We start from the raw sequence: 19,061 nt of genomic DNA, 5'->3' as shown, positions 1-19,061 counted from the left end.
AGTGTGGCAATATAGCTCAGTTGGTTAGAGCAACGCATTCATAATGCGTGGGTCGCAGGTTCGAGTCCCGCTATTGCCACCATTTCCCACAGCGGAATGCTACAGGGGTATCGCCAAGCGGTAAGGCACTGGATTCTGATTCCAGTATGCGTAGGTTCGAATCCTACTACCCCTGCCAATTCTCATCCAAGCAGCCCACTTCATCCTGACATCGGCTTTATGTCGGGTTAGTATGTACGCCAGGATTGAGAAGCACCGGAGTCACCCAGGACCATGATAACTGCATCAGAATCGGCCTATGGCGCGTTTGACAGACTCGCAGCCGGTACACACAAACGCAGTACGATCAATATCATTTTTGTCGGTTTCGAAAGCCACGAAGTTGACCCGCTGCTGTCCTTGATACGCACCGGCCGACTCTCTCCCCGCGGCCGCCGCATCGAAAACCGCGAAGAGCTCTCGCAGATACTGAGCCAGCGCTCCTGGGATCTACTGCTATGCAGCACGCACACCAATCCTGAGCTCAACCCCCAGGCCGTCGTCCAGTTACTGCACCATCAGGATAAGGATGTGCCGGTGATCGAGCTCAGCGCCGACACCTCCGAAGCGGCACAGCTGCGCGCCTTCAAGGAGGGGATCCAGGCGCTTTTGCCGGAGCGCCCGGGCGAGCTTCTGCTGCACGTGGTACATCAGCAGCTTCAAGCGCTGGATACCCGTCGCCGCCTGCGCCAGACCGAAACCATGCTTGAGATCACCGAGCGCCATGTCCACGAACAGGTAGTCAGCTCCCGCAGCGCCATCGGCTACCTGCACAACGCCAAGCTCGAATTCGCCAACGACAGCCTGGTTGAGCTGCTGGGGTACGAGCGCGCATCGCAGCTGCAGGGCACCACGCTCGATCAACTGTTGATCCCGGAACAGCGCGGTGAGGTACACGAGAAGCTGTCCGCTCATTTCGAGCAGAATGAGCCGGTCGACCTCAGGCTGGGCTTGCGGATCGTCCGCTCCGATAGCAGCAGTTTCAGCGCCGAGGTGCAGCTGCAGACCTGTCGCTTCCTTGGCCATATCAGCCTGTCGATGACGATCCACCCCGATAATGAACTGTTCCTCGACAGCGCCGAGCACCGGGACGAAGATGCACTGACCGGACTCAAAAACGGCACCTTCCTGATGCAGCGCCTGGATGAGACGGCACAGCGGGCACTCTCTGGCGGTCATGACGCTCATCTGCTCTACGTTCGCCTGGATCAATATCGCCACCTGCTGGCCGAGCTGGGCGGGGAGGCGGCCAATACGCTACTAAAATCGATCGCCAGCCGACTCGAAAAGGCGTTCACCGAGCCCCACCTGGTATGCCGTTTCGAGGACGACAGCTTTATCGTCCTGTTTCAGCATGCCGACGCCGAGAATGCCCAGAAGATCGGCCGCAAACTGTTCCGTCAGATCGGTGAGCTGAAGGTCCCCTACGAGCAGAGCACCCTGTCCAGTACCTGTTCCGTCGGCATCGTGACCATCAACGACAGCTCACCACCGGCCAGCGAGCTGATTCAGCGTGCGCACAAAGCGGCTGACGAGCTGGTCGACGGCAATGGCTGCGCCCTGTTCCATGTCCAGAAACCGATTCACCCGCAGCAGGACGAGGATGCGATCAAGCGCATACTCAATGCGATCACCGACAGTCGCTTGAAGATGCTGTTTCAGCCCGTGGTGTCCCTGGGTGAAGAGGAGGAGGTGCACGAATACGAGGTGCTGATCCGCATGCTGGATCATAACGACGATGCACTGACTCCCAACATCTTCCTGACCGAAGTCGAGCAGAGCGAGGTGATGGTCAAGATGGATCGCTGGGTGCTGGAACGCTCGCTGCAACTGCTGCGCGAGGAGCTGGACAAGGGCCACCGCAACCGCTTGTTCATCAATATCGCCGGCCGCACCCTGCGCAGTCGCTCACTGCTGACCTGGTTCGCCAGCCAGCTGGAGGAGCTGCATATACCGCCGGACCTGCTGGTATTCCAGATCAGCGAAACCGATGCTGCCACCGAGCTGGAGTATGCCAAGCAGTTTGCCGACAAGGTGCGCGCCATGGAGTGCAACCTCTGCATCAAGCATTTTGGCAGCTCACCCAACTCCCACCGCGTATTCGCCGAGGTCAACGCCAACTACCTCAAACTCGACGGCGCCTATATACAGGATCTGGAGAGCGGCGATCTCAGCATCAAAGCGCTGCAGGAGCAACTGGAGCCGACGCTGAGCCATGGCCTTATCGTGATCGCACCGCTGGTGGAAAACACACGCGTGATCAGCAAACTGTTCCGCTGCGGCATCCAGCGGATCCAGGGCTACTACCTGCAGCCACCGCGCGAGACGATGGATTACGACTACTTCGAAGAGCGCTAGCCAACAGCAAAACGCCGGCGATTCAGCCGGCGTTTTGCTATCAGGAGCAGGGCTTAAACAGCCCGGTCACGGTCACGGAAGCCGATCAGGTATAGAATGCCGTCGAGCCCCAGGGTAGAGATCGCCTGCTTGGCACTGCGTCGCACCAGAGGCTTGGCGCGGAACGCGATCCCGAGGCCGGCAATCGACAGCATCGGCAGATCATTGGCCCCATCACCGACCGCGATACACTGCTCCAAACACACCCCCTCCTTGGCGGCAATCTCACGCAGCAGTTGCGCCTTGCGCTCGCCGTTGACCACCGTACCGATCACTTCGCCGGTCACTTTGCCGTCCTTGATATCCAGCTCGTTGGCATGGATATAATCGAAGCCGAGCTTCTGCTGCAGATGGCGCGCGAAATAGGTGAAGCCGCCGGAGAGGATGGCGGTCTTGAAGCCGAGCGACTTCAGGTTGGAGACCAGCTCCTCCACCCCTTCGGTCATCGGCAGCCGCTCGGCAATACGCTCAAGCACAGCGGCATCCAGCCCCTTGAGCAGCGCCACTCGACGTTTGAAACTCTCATTGAAATCGATCTCGCCACGCATCGCCGCTTCGGTAATCGCCACCACCTGGTCGCCGACGCCCGCCTCCTTGGCCAGCTCGTCGATCACCTCAGCCTCGATCAAGGTGGAATCCATGTCGAACACCACCAAGCGGCGGTTGCGTCGGTAGATGTCGTCCTTCTGGAACGCGATATCCACATCCAGTTCGGATGCCGCCTTCAGAAATGCCTCACGCAGCTCCGACGCATCGGCCGGCATACCGCGCACAGAGAACTCAACACAGGACTTGGTACCGGAATCTACAGTCGAATCCAGCGCCACGCGCCCGGACAAGCGGCTGATGTTATCGATATTCAGCCCGTGCCGCGCGGCAATGTCGGTCACCCTGGCAATATGGGCAGCGCTGATGCGCCGGGCCAGCAGAGTAATGATATGGCGCGACTTGCCCTGCCCCTCGACCCAGTGATCGTAGTCTGCGCCAGCGACCGGCTCGAAACGTACCTGTAGATTCAACTCATGCGCCTTGAACAGAATATCGCGCAGCAATGGCGAGGATTCCGCCTCCAGCGGCACCTGGATCAACATGCCGAGCGACAGGGTGTTGTGGATAACCGCCTGACCTATATCGAGAATGGCGATCTCGTAATTGGCCAGGATGCCGGTCATGGCAGAAGTAACGCCCGGCTTGTCTTCGCCGGTAAGGGTGAGCAGAATAATTTCGTGCATCGCGTAAAGATCCGTCCGTCGCTGTAGACTTGATCGCCGTGAAAAGTGTCAGCCACTGAAAATGACCAACGAGGGTCGTTCAGAGAAAAGCGGCAAAATTATACCCTGTTCCTCAAGACAGCGCAGTCCCGGTGCAAATCCAGTATAGTCAGTGAACCATGAAGCATTGATGCAAGCACCGTGACCGAAGCGTTCTGGCTCGATTTCATCAACACCCACCCCAACCTGCTGCCGCTTTTGGTGGGCATCATCGCCTGCCTGGAAAGTGTCGCCTTCGTCGGTATCACGGTACCCGGTATCGCCCTGCTGTTCGCCCTATCGGCTCTCGCAGGCAGCCAAGCCATACCGCTCCACCCACTGCTGGTCGCCGGTTTCGTCGGCGCCATCGTCGGCGACCAGTCCAGCTTCCTGCTCGGCCGGTTCGCCAGCCCTTGGCTGGAACAGCGCTGGCCGCTGCGACAGCATCCACAATGGCGCACACGCGGGATGACCTTTTTCCACCGCTATGGTGGTCTCAGCGTGGTGATCGGCCGCTTCATCGGCCCCTTTCGCCCGCTGATCCCCTTCGTCGCCGGCAGTTGCCGGATGTCGCCACTGCGCTTCAGCCTTTACAACCTGTTCTCCGCAGTCGCCTGGTCACCTGCCTATCTGCTGCCGGGCTATCTGGCCGGCATGGGCGCACAACAGTTACCCCTGCTGCAAAGCCCTGTGCTGGAGCTGCTGATTCTACTCTTTGCATTGATCATCGCCTTCCAGCAGCTTCATATCCGTCTACGCCCAGAAGCCAGCCTCTGGGACTGGTTGCAACGGCGCCATATCGACCCCCAGCGCATGGGTATCATGCTGCTGCTGAGCGGCAGCGCCCTGCTGTTTCTGTTCTGCATCGCCGCCCAACTCTCCGGCCGTTTCGCCGAAGCCAACGCTCATCTCTATGGCCTGCTGTACGAGCTCGGCCGGGAGATACCGACGCTGAGTACTCTGGTCACGCATCTGGGCGACCCGCCCCTGGTGATGGTACTGGCGATCACCTGCGGTGCGGTTGGCCACCTCCGCTATCGCCAGCGGGCAGGCTGGGGCGTAGCACTCGGGGTCGGCAGCGTTCTGTTACTCAACCACCTGCTGAAACAGACACTGGCCGTCGCGCGACCGGAGGCTGGACAAACCCTATTAACCAGCTATAGCTTCCCCAGCGGCCACGCCAGTGCTGCCAGCGCCTTTTACGCTCTCGTTGCAATCTGGCTGCTGCAGGGACAGAGCCACCCCGTACGCCACGCCGGCTATATGACCGTGCTGGGATTGGTGCTGCTGATAGCGCTCTCGCGCACGCTCTTGGGCGTACACTGGCCGCTGGATATAGTGGCAGGCACGCTGGAGGGGATAGCGGTGGCGGCGCTGTACCGTTACTGGCTGATCCGCCATCCGTCGACACAGCCTGTTGCAGCAGCACCTATACTGGCACTGCTGCTCGGTGCTGCAATGTTCTACACCCTTGTCCGCACGCTGATTTAATCGGTTTTACGCCGCCGCGCGCGGGGGGGATGCTTGGGCTTATGCGCCGCCTTGCGTTTGGCGGTCTTGCGCTTGGGTTCATCCTCACCCGAGACCCGTGCCCGCGCCTTGCCTGTGCGCGGCGACTCGTCCCGACGCTCGGCACCTGGGCCGATCTTACCGGCAGCCAGCAACTCGCGCTTGCTCGGCTTTTTGGTCGGTTCGCCGGCTGGCGAACTGGCAAGCTCGAAATCGATCTTGCGCTCATCCAGATCGACCCGCACCACGCGCACCTTGAGTGGATCGCCAAGCTTGAACACCTTGCGTGTACGCTCGCCGATCAGCCGCTGCTTGGCAGCCTCGAAGTGGTAGTAGTCGCTGGGCAGGCCGGTGATATGGATCAGCCCCTCGACATAGAGATCGACCAGCTCGATAAAGGCACCGAAACCGGTTACCGCCGAGATCACGCCGTCGTACTCTTCGCCGATCTGGCTCTGCATATACTCGCACTTGAGCCAGGCCACCACGTCACGAGTGGCCTCGTCGGCGCGGCGCTCGGTCATCGAGCAGTGTTCGCCCAGCGCCAGCATCTGCTCCATGCCGTAGCCGACCGCGAACGCCGGGTTGGGCGTAAAGCCCTTGGGGCGCTCGACATTCTTGATCTTCTTGTCGCTGTGGATGGCAGCACGGATGATGCGGTGGACCAGCAGATCCGGATAGCGGCGGATCGGCGAGGTGAAGTGGGTGTAGGCATCGTAGGCCAGGCCGAAGTGGCCCTGGTTGTCCGGGCTGTAGACTGCCTGCTGCATCGACCTGAGCATCATCGTCTCGATGATGTGGCGATCCGGCCGCCCCTCGATCGTCTCCGACAGGCGCAGATAGTCCTTCGGTTCCGGCTTGTCGCCGCCGGGCAGGTTCAAGCCCAGCTCGCCGAGAAACGCACGCAGGTTTTCCAGCTTCTGCTCTTTCGGCCCCTCGTGGATACGATACAGCGCCGGCCGCTTCAGCTTCTGCAGGAACTGAGCCGTGGCCACGTTGGCCGCCAGCATGCACTCCTCGATCAGCTTGTGGGCGTCGTTGCGATGCACCGGGACCAGGCGCTCGATCTTGCGCTCGTCGCTGAACAGGATGCGGGTCTCGGTGGTGTCGAAATCCATCGCGCCGCGCTCTTCGCGGGCGGCGCGCAGCTTCTTGTACAGCGCGTGGAGCTGCTCCAGATGCGGCACCACGTTCGCGTATTCCCGTCGCCAGGCGGCGCCCTCTTCGCTGTCCGGCTCGGTCAGCATGGCACCGACCTTGGTGTAGGTCAGGCGCGCCTTGGAGTTGATCACGGCCTCGTAGAAGTTGAAGTCCGACAACTTTCCGGCGCGGGTCAGGTGCATCTCGCAGACCATCGCCAGTCGATCCACCTTCGGATTCAGCGAACAGAGGCCGTTGGAGAGCAGCTCAGGCAGCATCGGCACCACGTATTCGGGGAAATAGACCGAGTTGCCGCGCTTGATAGCCTCCTGATCCAGCGCCGAGTCGGGGCGCACATAGTAGGAGACGTCGGCGATGGCGACCCACAGGCGCCAGCCGCCGAAGCGTTTCTTCTCGCAGTAGACCGCATCGTCGAAATCACGGGCATCCTCGCCATCGATGGTGACGAAGGGTAGATCGCGCAGATCGACACGATTGCGCTTGTCCTCCTCACGCACCTCGGGGCTCAGCTCACCGATCTGCTGATGCACCTTGTCGGGCCACTCGTTGGGGATATCGTAGCTGTGGATCGCGACCTTGATCTCCATCCCCGGAGCCAGATGCTCGCCGAGCACCTCGATCACCCGACCACGGGCAGGCTGGCGACGGCTTGGCTGCTGGATCAGTTCGACCACCACCAGCTGTCCATTCTCATATTTCAAGCCGGTACTTGGATCGGGGATCACCATCACCTGGTTGGTGATGCGCTGGTTTTCCGGGACGATGCTGCCGAAGCCGTTCTCGCCGTCGAAGCGCCCCACCAGTTTGCGGGTGTTGTGCTCGAGAACCTCGACCACCTTGCCCTCGCGACGCCCCTTGAAGTCGACGCCGATCTCCTGCACCAGGGCACGGTCGCCATCGAACAGCTCACGCATATTGCGTGGGCTCAGAAACAGGTCATCGCCCCCGGCATCCGGCTTGAGGAAGCCGAAACCGTCGCGGTGGCCGATGACACGACCGGCAATAAGGTTCATCTTCTCGATCAGGCCGAACTCCCCCTTACGGTTGGAGATCAGCTGGCCGTCGCGGCACATGGCGATCAGGCGGCGGCGCACCGCTTCGATATCGTCTTCGTCGTGCAGCCCCAGCTCACGGCAGAGGTGAGGGTGTTTGATCGGGGCGCCCCACTTGTGCAGGAACTCAAGCAGGAACTCCCGGCTCGGGACAGGGTTATCGTATTTCTGCGCCTCTTCCTGGGCATTGGGGTCTTTATCTTTCCAACTAGTACTCATTCGTCTTCCATCTGGACCAAGGCTCGGGCAACCATATTCGCACCGTACCGTCAGGGTCATTATTCAATTTTTCTAGGATAGCGGCTGATCGCCTCTACGCCTACACAATCCCCATCCCAGACGTAAAAAAGCCGGCAAAAGCCGGCTTTTCCACTCGATATCAGGGCATTTCGTCCACCACATCCTCTTTCGGCGGTGGAATAAGATCATCGCGGCTGACCTTCAGCAGCAGCAGCAGGTTTGCCGCCACGTAGATCGACGAGTAGGTACCGATGCCGATACCGGCCAGCAGCGCAATCGCGAAGCCATGAATGGTGCTGCCGCCGAAGATCGCCAACGCGATCAACACCAGAATGGTGGTGAACGAGGTCATCAGCGTACGGCTCAGGGTCTGGCTCAACGAGCTGTTCATGATCTCGATCGCATCGCCCTTGCGCATGATGCGGAAGTTCTCGCGGATACGGTCATAGACCACGATGGTGTCGTTGAGCGAGTAACCGATCACCGCCAGGATCGCCGCCAGCACGGTCAGATCGAACTCCATCTGCAGCAGCGAGAACAGGCCAAGCACGATCACCACGTCGTGCACCAGCGCCAGCACGGCCCCCAGGGAGAACTTGATCTGGAAGCGGAACGCCAGGTAGATCATGATCATCGCCAGTGCCAGCAACATGCCGAGGCCGCCCTGCTCACGCAGCTCTTCGCCGACCTGGGAGCCGACGAACTCGTTGCGCCGCAACGTCAGCGTCTGCTCGCCCTCCGCGGCCTGCAACCGCTGCAGGATATTGTCGCCCAGCTGTGGATCGTGGGTTTCACCGAGGCGGATCAACACATCGGTGGCGGCACCGAAGGTCTGCACGGTGACATCCTCGTAGCCGGCGCTCTCCAGCGAGGCGCGGATCGAGCCTAGATCAGCCGGCTGCTCGTAGCCGATCTCGACCAGGCTGCCGCCGGTAAAGTCGAGACCGAACTTGAGACCATTGATCGCCAGCGACACCACGGAGATCAGCAGCAGCGTCAACGAGAAGGCCGCCATCAGCTTGCGCGGCCCCATGAAGTTGTAGATTTTCTGTGTATTGGCCATTATCCCGCCCCTCAAAGCGCCAGTTTATTCAGCTTACGCCCGCCATAGACCAGGTTGACCAGGCCGCGGGTGACGAGAATCGCCGTGAACATGGAGGTCAGGATCCCCACCGACAGGGTCACGGCAAAGCCCTTGACCGGCCCCGTTCCCATCGCGAACAGGATCACTGCCGCCAACAGGGTGGTGATGTTGGCATCGAGGATGGTCGCGTAGGCACGCCCGAAACCGGCGTGAATGGCAGACTGCGGCGGCAGGCCGTTTTTCAGCTCCTCCTTGATGCGCTCGAAGATCAGCACGTTGGCGTCTACCGCCATACCGACGGTGAGCACGATACCGGCGATACCGGGCAGGGTCAGGGTGGCCGACAGGATCGACATCACCGATACCAGCAGCACCAGGTTCAGGGTCAGCGCGATATTCGCCAGCAGCCCGAATACCCGGTAGTAGAGCAGCATGAACGCCAGCACCAGCGCGAAGCCGATCTGCACCGAGGTCACCCCCATGGCGATATTCTCCGCACCCATGCTCGGACCGACGGTGCGCTCCTCGACGAAGTAGATCGGCGCCGCCAGAGCACCGGCACGCAGCAGCAGTGCCAGCTCGGAGGACTCCTGCGAGCTATCCAGGCCGGTAATACGGAAGGAGTTGCCCAGCGTACTCTGGATCGTCGCCAGCGAGATGATCCCCTTCTCGGTATAGGGGATGCGCTTCTCTACATTTTCGCCATCGACGCTCTGCTGCACGATGCGCGATTTGTGCTCGACGAACAGTACCGCCATGCGACGCTGGATCGCATTGCGGGTGACCCGACTCATCATCTGACCGCCCTTGCCGTCGAGGGTGATATTCACCTGCGGCTGGCCGTTCTCATCGAACGAGGCCTGGGCATTGGCCACGTTGGAACCGGTGATGATGATATCCTTCTCCAGCGTCGCCTTGCGGCCCGGCTCGTTACGGAAATCATAGGTTTCAGTGGTCACGCGACTGGCATCGGGCTTCGCCTCAAGACGGAACTCCAGGTTCGCAGTCTTGCCGATGATACGCTTGGCCGCCGCCGCGTCCTGAATCCCGGGCAGCTGCACCACGATACGATTGCGTCCCTGACGCTGCACCAGCGGCTCGGCGACACCCAGTTCGTTGACACGGTTACGCAGGGTGGTCAGGTTCTGTTTGACCGCATAATCCTCGATCTCGCGGATCGTCTGCTCGGTCAGGTTGATATAGAGGAAGTTATCACCCCCCTCGTCCGCCGTATCGACCAGGAACTCAGGGAAGTTCGTGCGCAGCAGCTCCTGCGCCTGATCCCGTACCTGAGCATCGGCGAAGCGTACCGACAGGCGACCGTCCTCCAGATGCTCCACCTCGCGATAGCGTAGACGCTCTTCGCGTAGCTTGGTCTTGATATCGCTGACATAGACGTCCAGCCGCTGCCCCACCGCCTGGGCCATGTCCACTTCGAGCAGGAAGTGCACACCGCCGCGCAGGTCCAGGCCCAGCTTCATCGGTCCGGCACCGACCGAGGTCAGCCAGTCGGGCGTAGTGGCGGCCAGATTCAGTGCCACCACGTAATTGGTTCCCAGTGTTTTGCTGATCAGATCCTTGGCCCGCAGCTGCGCGTCGCTATCGGCGAAGCGGATCTGGCCGGTACCTTCATTCAGCTCAGCGGACTTGAAGGCTACACCCGCCTGGGTCAGATCCTGTTCGAGGCGGTTCATCAGTACCGAATCGACGGTATAGGCCTCGCGGGTGCCGGACACCTGTACGGCATAATCTTCGGGGTAGAGGTTGGGCGCGGCGTAGAGCCCGGCCACCAACAATACGCAGATGATCAGCAGGTTTTTCCAGAGTGGATAGCGGTTGAGCATCGGGCTCCGTCCTCAGCAAAACGAAAGCGCCACTGACTGGGCAGTGGCGCTGGGGATGGGTTCGATCAGATACTCTTGATCGTGCCCTTGGGCAGTTCAGCCGCGACGTGGGCTTTCTGGAACTTCATCTCGGTACCTTCGGCCACTTCCAGCACGACGTACTCTTCGTTCAGACGTGTCACCTTGCCGATAATGCCGCCGGCGGTGATCACTTCGTCACCCTTGGCCAGACCACCGATCAGCGCCTTGTGCGCCTTGGCGCGCTTGGCCTGCGGACGCCACATGAAGAAGTAGAAGATCAGACCGAATCCGACCAGGAAGATAATGTTGAAAAAACCCGGATCCATCTGACCTGCTGCAGGTGCTCCTTCAGCGGCTTGGGCGGTGGCGATAAGGAAGCTCATTAAAGCGTTCTCCTGATAACTGACGTTGAAATCTGTATGTGAGGCCTAAGGATCTGTTTTTCAACCCTCGAGCGGAGGAACTTCCAGCCCGCGCAGGGCATAGAACTCCTCCACAAAGTGGCTCAATTTACCCTGTTCAAGTGCACCGCGCAAACCGGCCATCAACTGCTGATAATAGTGCAGATTGTGGATGGTATTGAGCTGTGCGCCGAGGATCTCGCCACACTTGTCCAGGTGGTGCAGATAGGCCCGGCTGAAGTGCTGACAGGTATAGCACTGGCATGTGTCGTCCAGCGGTCGGGTATCGGTTTTATTGGCCGAGTTACGGATCTTGACCACACCGGTGGTAGTGAACAGGAAACCGTTGCGGGCGTTACGGGTCGGCATCACGCAGTCGAACATATCCACACCGCGCCGCACGCCTTCGACCAGATCCTCCGGCTTGCCCACGCCCATCAGGTAGCGCGGCCGGTCCTCCGGCATCTTGTGCGCCAGATGATCGAGGATACGCATCATATCCTCCTTCGGCTCACCTACCGACAGGCCGCCGATGGCGTAGCCGTCGAAGCCGATCTCGGTCAGCCCCTCCAGCGACTCATCGCGCAGATGCTCGTACATGCCGCCTTGGACGATGCCGAACAGCGCCGAAGGGCTGTCGCCATGCGCCTCTTTGGAGCGCTTGGCCCAGCGCAGCGACAGCCGCATCGACTGCGCCGCCTCCACCTCGGTGGCCGGGTGCGGCGTACACTCGTCGAAGATCATCACGATATCGGAGCCCAGCGCACGCTGAACCTCCATCGAACGCTCAGGGCTCAGGAACACCTTGGAACCATCCACCGGCGACTGGAAGGAGACCCCCTCCTCGGTAATCTTGCGCATCTTGCCCAGGCTGAACACCTGGAATCCGCCCGAGTCGGTCAGGATCGGCCCCTGCCACTGCATGAAGTCGTGCAGATCGCCGTGCTGGGCGATGATCTCGGTGCCCGGACGCAGCATCAGGTGAAAGGTGTTGCCGAGGATGATCTGCGCACCTATAGCCTCGATATCACGCGGCAGCATCCCCTTGACCGTACCGTAGGTGCCCACCGGCATGAACGCCGGAGTCTCCACCACGCCACGAGGAAAGGTCAGGCGGCCTCTGCGCGCCTTTCCTTCACTGCCGAGCAGCTCGAAGTTCATAAAGCATTCACGGCTGCTATCAGAGCCGCCACTGTTGTGAGAGTTGTCGCTCATTCGGTCTCCTGCGTATCACGGCGGGTCAGGAACATCGCATCGCCGTAACTGAAGAAACGGTAGCGTTCGGCCACCGCCTCCCGGTATGCATGCATCATATGGTCGTAACCGGCGAACGCGCTGACCAGCATCAGCAGCGTGGACTCCGGCAGATGAAAATTGGTAATCAGCGCGTCAACCGTGCGGAATTGATAGCCGGGGAAGATAAAGATATCGGTATCGCCGTACATCGGCGCGATCTCGCCGCTGCGGCTGGCACTCTCCAGGCAGCGTACGCTGGTGGTGCCCACCGCCACCACCCGGTTACCACGGGCACGCGTCGCTTTGACCGCATCACAGACCGCCTCCGGCACCTCGATATACTCGGCGTGCATATGGTGATCCTCGATCCGCTCCACCTTGACCGGCTGGAAGGTTCCGGCACCCACATGCAACGTTACGAACGCGGTTTCGATCCCCCTGTCGGCCAGCGCCTGCAGCAGCGGTTGATCGAAATGCAGGCCCGCCGTGGGTGCCGCCACGGCGCCCGGTTTGCGGTTGTATACGGTCTGGTAGCGTTCGCGGTCGGAGGACTGATCCTCGCGCTTCATATAGGGCGGCAGCGGCATGTGGCCATACCGCTCCAGCGCCTCGACCAGATGGCCCTCGATCTCGAAGCGAAGCTCGAACAGATTCTCCCGGCGACCGGTCACCACAGCTTCCAGCCCGCCCTCCAACAGCAGGCGTGCGCCGGGCTTGGGTGAACGGCTGGAACGCAGATGCGCCAGCGCCTCGTGCTCACCGGTGACCCGCTCGATCAGCAGCTCGACCTTGCCGCCGCTCGCCTTCTGACCGAACAACCGTGCCGGGATTACGCGGGTATCGTTGAACACCAGCAGATCGCCGGGTTCAAGCAGTTCGAGGATATCGCTGAACACCCGATGCTGAAGTTCGCCGCTATTGCCGTCGACACAGAGCAGACGACTGGCACTGCGCTGCTCCAGCGGGTAACGCGCGATCAGCTCATCGGGCAGTTCGAAATAGAAGTCTTTTACTTGCATTGAGCGGGGAGAAATCGTTTTAAAGGGGCGCGAAGTTTACCAGATAATCAGCTTTTTCGCAGTCCCGCGGTCCCTGACTTCAGGATAAGTCCGCTTTTGTTGCGATAGACATAGATCGGGCACCGGTCGGCATTATCTGCGTCCGGTGTTAACGATGATCGGAAGTAACATTGTCCTGCCGCAACCCCGTTCTCACCAACACTGCGTATCGACCACGTCACCCGAAACCGGCTGATATTGGCTGTCGAAACAACGCGGCAGTGGCCACTTGGGCTCGGTCACGATCAGCCCCTGATGATCGCTGCACGCTTCTCCAGCGCCCTCTACGCACCAGTTATCCGGTTCAGTGATCGGTGCCATGTTCTTGTCGTGGCGGTACTCCGAGACCGCCTGATAGACCACCCGCCGAGCACGGTTCAGACTGCTAAGTGGCTGCCAGCCTTCCACTGCATGCCAGGGGTTCATCGACAGATTTTCGCAGAAGCTCTGCTGCGCTTCGGCGGTAATGGTCTGCGGCGGCAGCCTGACCCGTGCAATGGGGATAAACGGCGAGTCGATTTTATCCCACTCCACCGTGGCGTCGTCGATCGGCATGTAGGCGCCGGCGACCTTCGGCTGCACCATAAAGTCGAAGCAGGCGCCCCCCTTGCCCAAGGTGTCTGCCATCTGGTGGGTCAGGTAATCGGGGTCGCTGGTATCCTTGGGCTTGTCAAAGGTCATACCGGAGCAGGCACGAGCGGAGAACTTCACCACGCTATCGCCCAGCCGGTAGGGCAGCATCGAGTAGTACTGCGGCTCCAGCGGCGAGCCGATTTTCGAGCTGACGGTCTGTGCGGCAATAAACAGGCGGCGCGGGTGCAGCCGCGGCGGAAACAGGCTGATAAACCACTTGGTGCGCTGAAATTTGGCCAGGTACTGGATGTCGTCGGCGTAGTCGTAGATATCCCGGTTAAAAAACACCGGGTAGTTGGTCATGATGAAGTCCTGGGTGCTGCCGTCGTGCAGCTCCGGCGCGATGGGCGTGCCGTCGACATTCATCAGCTTGATCGCCATGCCCCGGGCATCGCCCTTGCCGTCGGGTTGCACCAGCATGTCGCCGTTGGAGAAGCGGACCCAGGCCTGGTACTCCTTGCCCGGCTCGGTGAAGACACCATGCTGGAACTGCTCGGGAATATCGCCGTTAACGCTGAAGATGGCGCGGGTGCAACCGGTGGCCTTGGCGTGGGCATCACGGCGGTAGGGCAAGCCGTTTTGCTCCTCGGCACGTCTGGAGATCTCCCGCGCCGCATCGATGGAGGACTGGATCGCCGCCATCTCCCGTTTGGACGGTGCGGCCGTGTCGGCAGCCAGGGCGGCGCCGCTCAGCAACAGGGTGGCGCAGAGGGTCAGAGAAGACACGGCATGGGGGCGAATATCGATCATTGCTCCACCTCCCGTGCCAGTACGGAGACCTGACAGCTCTGTTCCACCTCGCCCTCGGAAGGCGGGCTGGTGTATTGGTCCCAGTTCAGCGGGTCACCACCCAGGGCCTCGGAGAAGTCCGGGTTGCCCATCACCTTGATATATTCGATCAGATCCATCCGCTCCCGCTCGGTCAGCAGCTTGCCGATGCGCCCCGGCATATCGGCATCGGTAAACAGATGGCCGGTGTTGGCGTTGCCTGTCTTGGTTGTATCGTGAATAAAGCTGCCGGGGTCGGCGTCGGTGGTATAGCCGAGCCGAATCGGATCGTATTCGCGATTGCCCACGGCGAAGGTACGCGGGCGCGCCTCCAGCGGCGACAGCAGAGCGTGGATCGTCGGTACCGAACCGTTGTGCAGGAACGGCGGCGTCGCCCAGACACCGTGCAGCGGCCGTGCCTTGTAGGCGCGTTTGTTGGCGATACGGAAGGGTATATTCAGGCCGTCATAATCCGGCACATCCTCCCCGGTGATATCCCAGTTCTTGTACAGGATCGGCACCAGCTTATCGAGCAGCACCTCAAGCCCGTCGCCTGCATTGACTGGCTTTGCTCCCGGCACCAGCTTGGTAGCGTTATAGGTGTGATCCATAAAGTTATCGGCAGTGGTCGGGTCGGTGCCGATCACCTCGGTGGCGATCCAGGGCATGGACCAGATGGTTTTGCGCCAGTCGTCGCGATACGCCTTGCCGTCGCGGTAGGTGATGTCGCCCGCCATCTCCCACTGCCAGTTGACGCTGGCCTGCTTGTCCGGGTTGTCGTTCGGTCCGGTGGCCACCTGCCAGCTATAGGGCTTGGAGATATGGGGACCATGACAGGCGACACATTTGTCCTGAAACAGATTCTTGCCGCGCGTGGCACCGGCGATATCGATCTTGCCGAGCACATCCTCCGGCCATTTCGGCGGCTTCAGCTTGCGCAGTACCGATTCGACGCAGTGCATGCCCTTGATGTTGACGACGGTTTCGCCGAAATCCTCACCCTTGAGCAGATGGCCCTGCTTGTCGACCAGCTTGATCGGCGCCAGCACGCCCAGGCTCTCGCCGACGTTGCGGGCGATCGGCTGGTTGGTGAAGCCGGTGTACTGCACCCAGTCGAAGCGCCAGATATCCCACAGGAACGGATAGCTGACCGGTGCATCGGCGACCTGATAGTTATCCGGCTCGTCCAGGTCATAACCGAACACAACGTTGGCGATACGGCCGACCGCATCGGTCCGTCCTCGTCCCTCTTCGGTGGGGTAGTACTTTGAGGCGCCCGGGCCGGAGGTGAAATCCTTCATCTTGCCCAGGAAGGCCCAGACATCCTTGCGCAGCTGTTCCCGCTTCTGCTCGTCATGCCCGACGACGCGGTCGGCGAAACGATCCCACTTGAGCGGGTTGATCGCCGTTTCCAGCATCGCGACCCCCAGCGTGGTGATGAACTCTCCCCGCTTCGCCGTCGGGATGCTCTGCACCGCCTGACCGCCATCGATGCGCAGGGCGGTGCCACGGTAGTGAAGTTCGCCGGTATGGCAGGCGGCGCAACCGATATCCAGATGCTCCAGGCCGTTTTTAGGATCGACGTGACGACCGAGGCCGACCGGAAGATTACCCGGGTTGGCAATGGAGGGTTGTTGGCCAGGGGTGACGATAAATCCCCAACCGCGCATGTTGCTGTCGGTGGCCAGACGTTCGTTGGACATCGGCAGTTCCAGATTGACCAGCCAATCGTAGTCCATGCCGAGCAGTTCGGTGCCCTGGGGCGTGTAGTAGTAGCGCTCCCGATCCTGCTCGGACCAGCCCTGATCCAGGTAGCGCACGGTATAGACCGTTTCCTGCGTTAGATTGGGTTTGACCAGCTGCTTGCCCAGGTGCAGTCCGGCGGCGATCAAAAGCACCAGTATGAGCAGCCCCCTGAACCAGCGTGGTCCGAGGCTAAGCCAGAGCCGACCCAGTGCCGCCGCGACCTGCCTGAGCCAGCGCCACAGCGCCTTGAAGGGGAGAACAAGGTAGTGAAACAGGCGCTTGGCGATGCGCGTAAACGTAAACATGGCGGCCCGATCCTTGTGTCATTATTTTTTATCGATGGTCTATTAAATAGAGAATGACGATAGCTGACAACAATGACGGGATCTCCCGTCGGCGCAGTCGTATCGCGTCGTTCTGGATCGATTGATCGGTCCTCGCCGGTAGGGTGCCGAGTAAGCATTTGGGCCGAAATGGGGTATTACTCCACCTTCGGTCTGGGAGATGCGATGTAAATCGGATAAAGTGCCGATTGCCGGTCTGGAGTTCGCCTGTCTTGGGCCAGGATCCAGTCTTTCCCCAACAACGTCGTATTGGGATGGTATGAGAAGGGTTCATACGTTTTGTGGCTTGAAGCAGCTGCTGGTCTGGCTGCTGTGTCTTCTGCCACTGCCGGTGCAGGCGCTTGAAGCGCTGACGGTCAGCGGGTTGGAAGATGGCGTGCGTATGGATGGGCACTTTGAAATATGGCACGACCCGGAGGGGCGGGCCGGCTTGGAGACTGCTCGGCAGGCGTTGGCCGGGGGGCAGTTTGCGCCTTTACGCAGCAAGGGGTCGACCGGTCTGCAGCCGGGCGCCTTCTGGAGCCATTTCAGACTGGCAAACCCCACCGGCCATCCCGTCTCGCTGCACCTCGAGTATGTCGATCATCAACTGATCTATCTGAGTGCCTACCAGCGCAACGACGAAAGGGGCGATTTTGCCCGTATTGCCGACCTCGCCCTTGAGCGCCCGTTTTCGGAGCGACCGGTACCCCACCATCGTCTTGTCGTACCGGTCGAGATTCCGGAGGGCGGCACCGCCGAGTTTTTCTTCCGCTTCGGCTCCGATCATCAGGGCTACGTGTTTCCCGACCTGCGTATCTGGGCGCCGGAGCATCTACAGTATGCCCAGGCGCAGGAGACCTGGCTGATGGCATTCCTGTCCGGCGGCGTGCTGTTGATGGCATTGATCTCCGCGGTGGGCTGGATTTCGATGCGCGAGACCTTCTTTGCCGCCTACTGCTTTTACGGCCTGAGCAAGCTCGCGGTCTGGCCCACGGTGATGGGGTTCACCCACCAGTTTCTGATAACGGACAATTTTCACTGGAGTTACATCTCCATTATCGGCGCGATCACCCTGGCGACGGGGCTCTGGTTCGCCCGGGTCTACCTGCAGACACGAACCTATACTCCACGCTTCGACTACGTGCTGCGCTTCATGCTGTTCAATGCGCTGTTCCTGGTCGTTGCGGCACTGTTCAAGCTTACCGCCGCGGCGGTGCTGTCGGTTACCATTGCGCTGCTGCTGACCCCGGTGATGGCCGTTGCCGGCGCAATACGTTGGTACCAAGGGGCCCGGGATGCAGCCGTGTTCACCGTGGCCTGGACCTTCCTGATGTTCGGCCTGTTCATGCAGGCGCTACGCGACCTGGGGTTGCAGACCCACGATTTTGTCACCTACTACTGGCCGGTCGTGGCGTCCTATACCGAGATGGGCGTTATTCTGGTTGCCATGGGCGTGCGCCTGACACGCCTGAGGCACAAGAAAGAGGTGGCCGAGCGCCGTTATACCAAACAGTTGGAGCGCAACAAAGCCGAGCTGGAAGCCTTGGTGTTCGAGCGCACGAAAGACCTTGAACGGGCGAAAACGGTGGCCGAGCGAGAAGCCCGCACCGACGCCCTGACCGGCACCGACAACCGCCGCAGCTTCCTGCTGCAGGCCGAAGGAATGATGCAGCGCTGCCGGTTGAACGGCGATCCGTTCAATATCGTCATGTTCGATATCGATCACTTCAAGCGGGTGAACGACACCTACGGCCACGGTGTGGGCGACCTGGCCCTGGTCGAATTTTCCCAGACGATCCGAGAGCACATCCGCGAGATCGACGTTCTCGGCCGTCTGGGCGGCGAGGAGTTCGCGCTAGCGATGACCGGCTCGCGTGAACAGGCGATCAGAACCGCGGAGCGATTGCGGCAGGCGGTCAGTGAAATCAGAATAGTGACCGATCTCCATACCCTGCATATCACCACCAGCATCGGCGTGGCACATATGGAGCGGGAAGATCCACTGGAGCAACTGCTGGCGATGGCCGACGCGGCACTCTACTGCGCCAAGCAGTTCGGGCGCAACCGTGTGGAGTGTGCCACCGGCACACAAGAATCATCCGTTATCTCGGGGTCTGAGAAACCTACAACACCATGAGAGAGCGCAACCCGGAAAGAGTGACACACCCGGCGCGCCCACTCGAGCCAGATCAGCTTCGATGACAAGAAACTAAACCGATTATCTGCTTTTTTGACTTCCCGATTGACCCCGAGAAACAACCGCTTATAATGGCGGCCTGCTTCACCGTTGACCTGT

12 protein-coding genes and 2 tRNA genes are annotated in these 19,061 nt (G+C 60.5%); 5 read left to right on the top strand and 9 right to left on the bottom strand.

The window, feature by feature from the left end:
• Window positions 1-5 precede the first annotated feature (5 nt).
• From KQ940_RS01760 to KQ940_RS01750, 3 genes are all read left to right on the top strand, one after another.
• A tRNA-Met gene (locus KQ940_RS01760) sits at window positions 6-82 on the top strand.
• A 21-nt stretch (window positions 83-103) separates the two neighbouring features.
• A tRNA-Gln gene (locus KQ940_RS01755) sits at window positions 104-178 on the top strand.
• Between the two features lie 95 nt (window positions 179-273).
• Window positions 274-2,397, top strand: a complete 2,124-nt coding sequence (locus KQ940_RS01750; protein ID WP_217411072.1) for an EAL domain-containing protein — start codon at window positions 274-276, stop codon at window positions 2,395-2,397.
• Window positions 2,398-2,450: 53 nt separating this feature from the next.
• Here KQ940_RS01750 and serB read toward each other — a convergent pair whose 3' ends face one another.
• A complete protein-coding gene (gene serB / locus KQ940_RS01745; RefSeq protein WP_217411070.1) occupies window positions 2,451-3,668 on the bottom strand; it encodes a phosphoserine phosphatase SerB in 1,218 nt (405 codons plus the stop codon).
• A 180-nt stretch (window positions 3,669-3,848) separates the two neighbouring features.
• Between serB and KQ940_RS01740 the strand changes: the two genes are divergently transcribed.
• Window positions 3,849-5,177, top strand: a complete 1,329-nt coding sequence (locus KQ940_RS01740) for a bifunctional DedA family/phosphatase PAP2 family protein (protein ID WP_217411068.1) — start codon at window positions 3,849-3,851, stop codon at window positions 5,175-5,177.
• Here the strand turns inward: KQ940_RS01740 and rnr are convergent.
• The 8 genes from rnr to KQ940_RS01700 form a co-directional block, all read right to left on the bottom strand.
• Window positions 5,174-7,627, bottom strand: a complete 2,454-nt coding sequence (gene rnr / locus KQ940_RS01735; protein ID WP_217411066.1) for a ribonuclease R — start codon at window positions 7,625-7,627, stop codon at window positions 5,174-5,176. The two genes, KQ940_RS01740 and rnr, sit on opposite strands and share 4 nt — an antisense overlap.
• Window positions 7,628-7,787: 160 nt before the next feature.
• Window positions 7,788-8,711, bottom strand: coding sequence for a protein translocase subunit SecF (secF, locus tag KQ940_RS01730; protein ID WP_217411064.1), 924 nt, complete (start codon window positions 8,709-8,711; stop codon window positions 7,788-7,790).
• Between the two features lie 11 nt (window positions 8,712-8,722).
• Entirely contained in the window at window positions 8,723-10,576 is a 1,854-nt protein-coding gene (secD, locus tag KQ940_RS01725; RefSeq protein ID WP_217411062.1) for a protein translocase subunit SecD, read from the bottom strand.
• A 65-nt stretch (window positions 10,577-10,641) separates the two neighbouring features.
• Window positions 10,642-10,980, bottom strand: coding sequence for a preprotein translocase subunit YajC (gene yajC, locus KQ940_RS01720; protein WP_036184595.1), 339 nt, complete (start codon window positions 10,978-10,980; stop codon window positions 10,642-10,644).
• A gap of 60 nt (window positions 10,981-11,040) precedes the next feature.
• Window positions 11,041-12,159 (bottom strand): tRNA guanosine(34) transglycosylase Tgt, encoded by a 1,119-nt coding sequence (tgt, locus tag KQ940_RS01715; RefSeq protein WP_217411307.1) that lies wholly within the window; start codon window positions 12,157-12,159, stop codon window positions 11,041-11,043.
• A 50-nt stretch (window positions 12,160-12,209) separates the two neighbouring features.
• The gene (gene queA / locus KQ940_RS01710; protein WP_217411060.1) at window positions 12,210-13,253 is read right to left on the bottom strand and encodes a tRNA preQ1(34) S-adenosylmethionine ribosyltransferase-isomerase QueA; all 1,044 of its coding nucleotides are present in this window, start codon (window positions 13,251-13,253) and stop codon (window positions 12,210-12,212) included.
• Window positions 13,254-13,445: 192 nt separating this feature from the next.
• Complete coding sequence (locus KQ940_RS01705; RefSeq protein ID WP_217411058.1) at window positions 13,446-14,675, bottom strand: catalase family protein; 1,230 nt, start codon at window positions 14,673-14,675, stop codon at window positions 13,446-13,448.
• The gene (locus tag KQ940_RS01700; protein WP_217411056.1) at window positions 14,672-16,744 is read right to left on the bottom strand and encodes a di-heme-cytochrome C peroxidase; all 2,073 of its coding nucleotides are present in this window, start codon (window positions 16,742-16,744) and stop codon (window positions 14,672-14,674) included. Before KQ940_RS01700 ends, KQ940_RS01705 begins: the two co-directional genes overlap by 4 nt.
• A gap of 298 nt (window positions 16,745-17,042) precedes the next feature.
• Here KQ940_RS01700 and KQ940_RS01695 point away from each other — a divergent pair, with 298 nt between their 5' ends.
• Window positions 17,043-18,902: a sensor domain-containing diguanylate cyclase gene (locus KQ940_RS01695; RefSeq protein ID WP_217411054.1), complete on the top strand. Its 1,860-nt coding sequence runs from the start codon at window positions 17,043-17,045 to the stop codon at window positions 18,900-18,902.
• The last annotated feature ends 159 nt before the right edge of the window (window positions 18,903-19,061 follow it).

It is taken from the genome of Marinobacterium ramblicola, assembly GCF_019084545.1.
Taxonomy (GTDB): domain Bacteria; phylum Pseudomonadota; class Gammaproteobacteria; order Pseudomonadales; family Balneatricaceae; genus Marinobacterium_D; species Marinobacterium_D ramblicola.
Note: the sequence above shows the minus strand (reverse complement) of the source record. Positions and strands in the feature narration are given on the sequence as shown.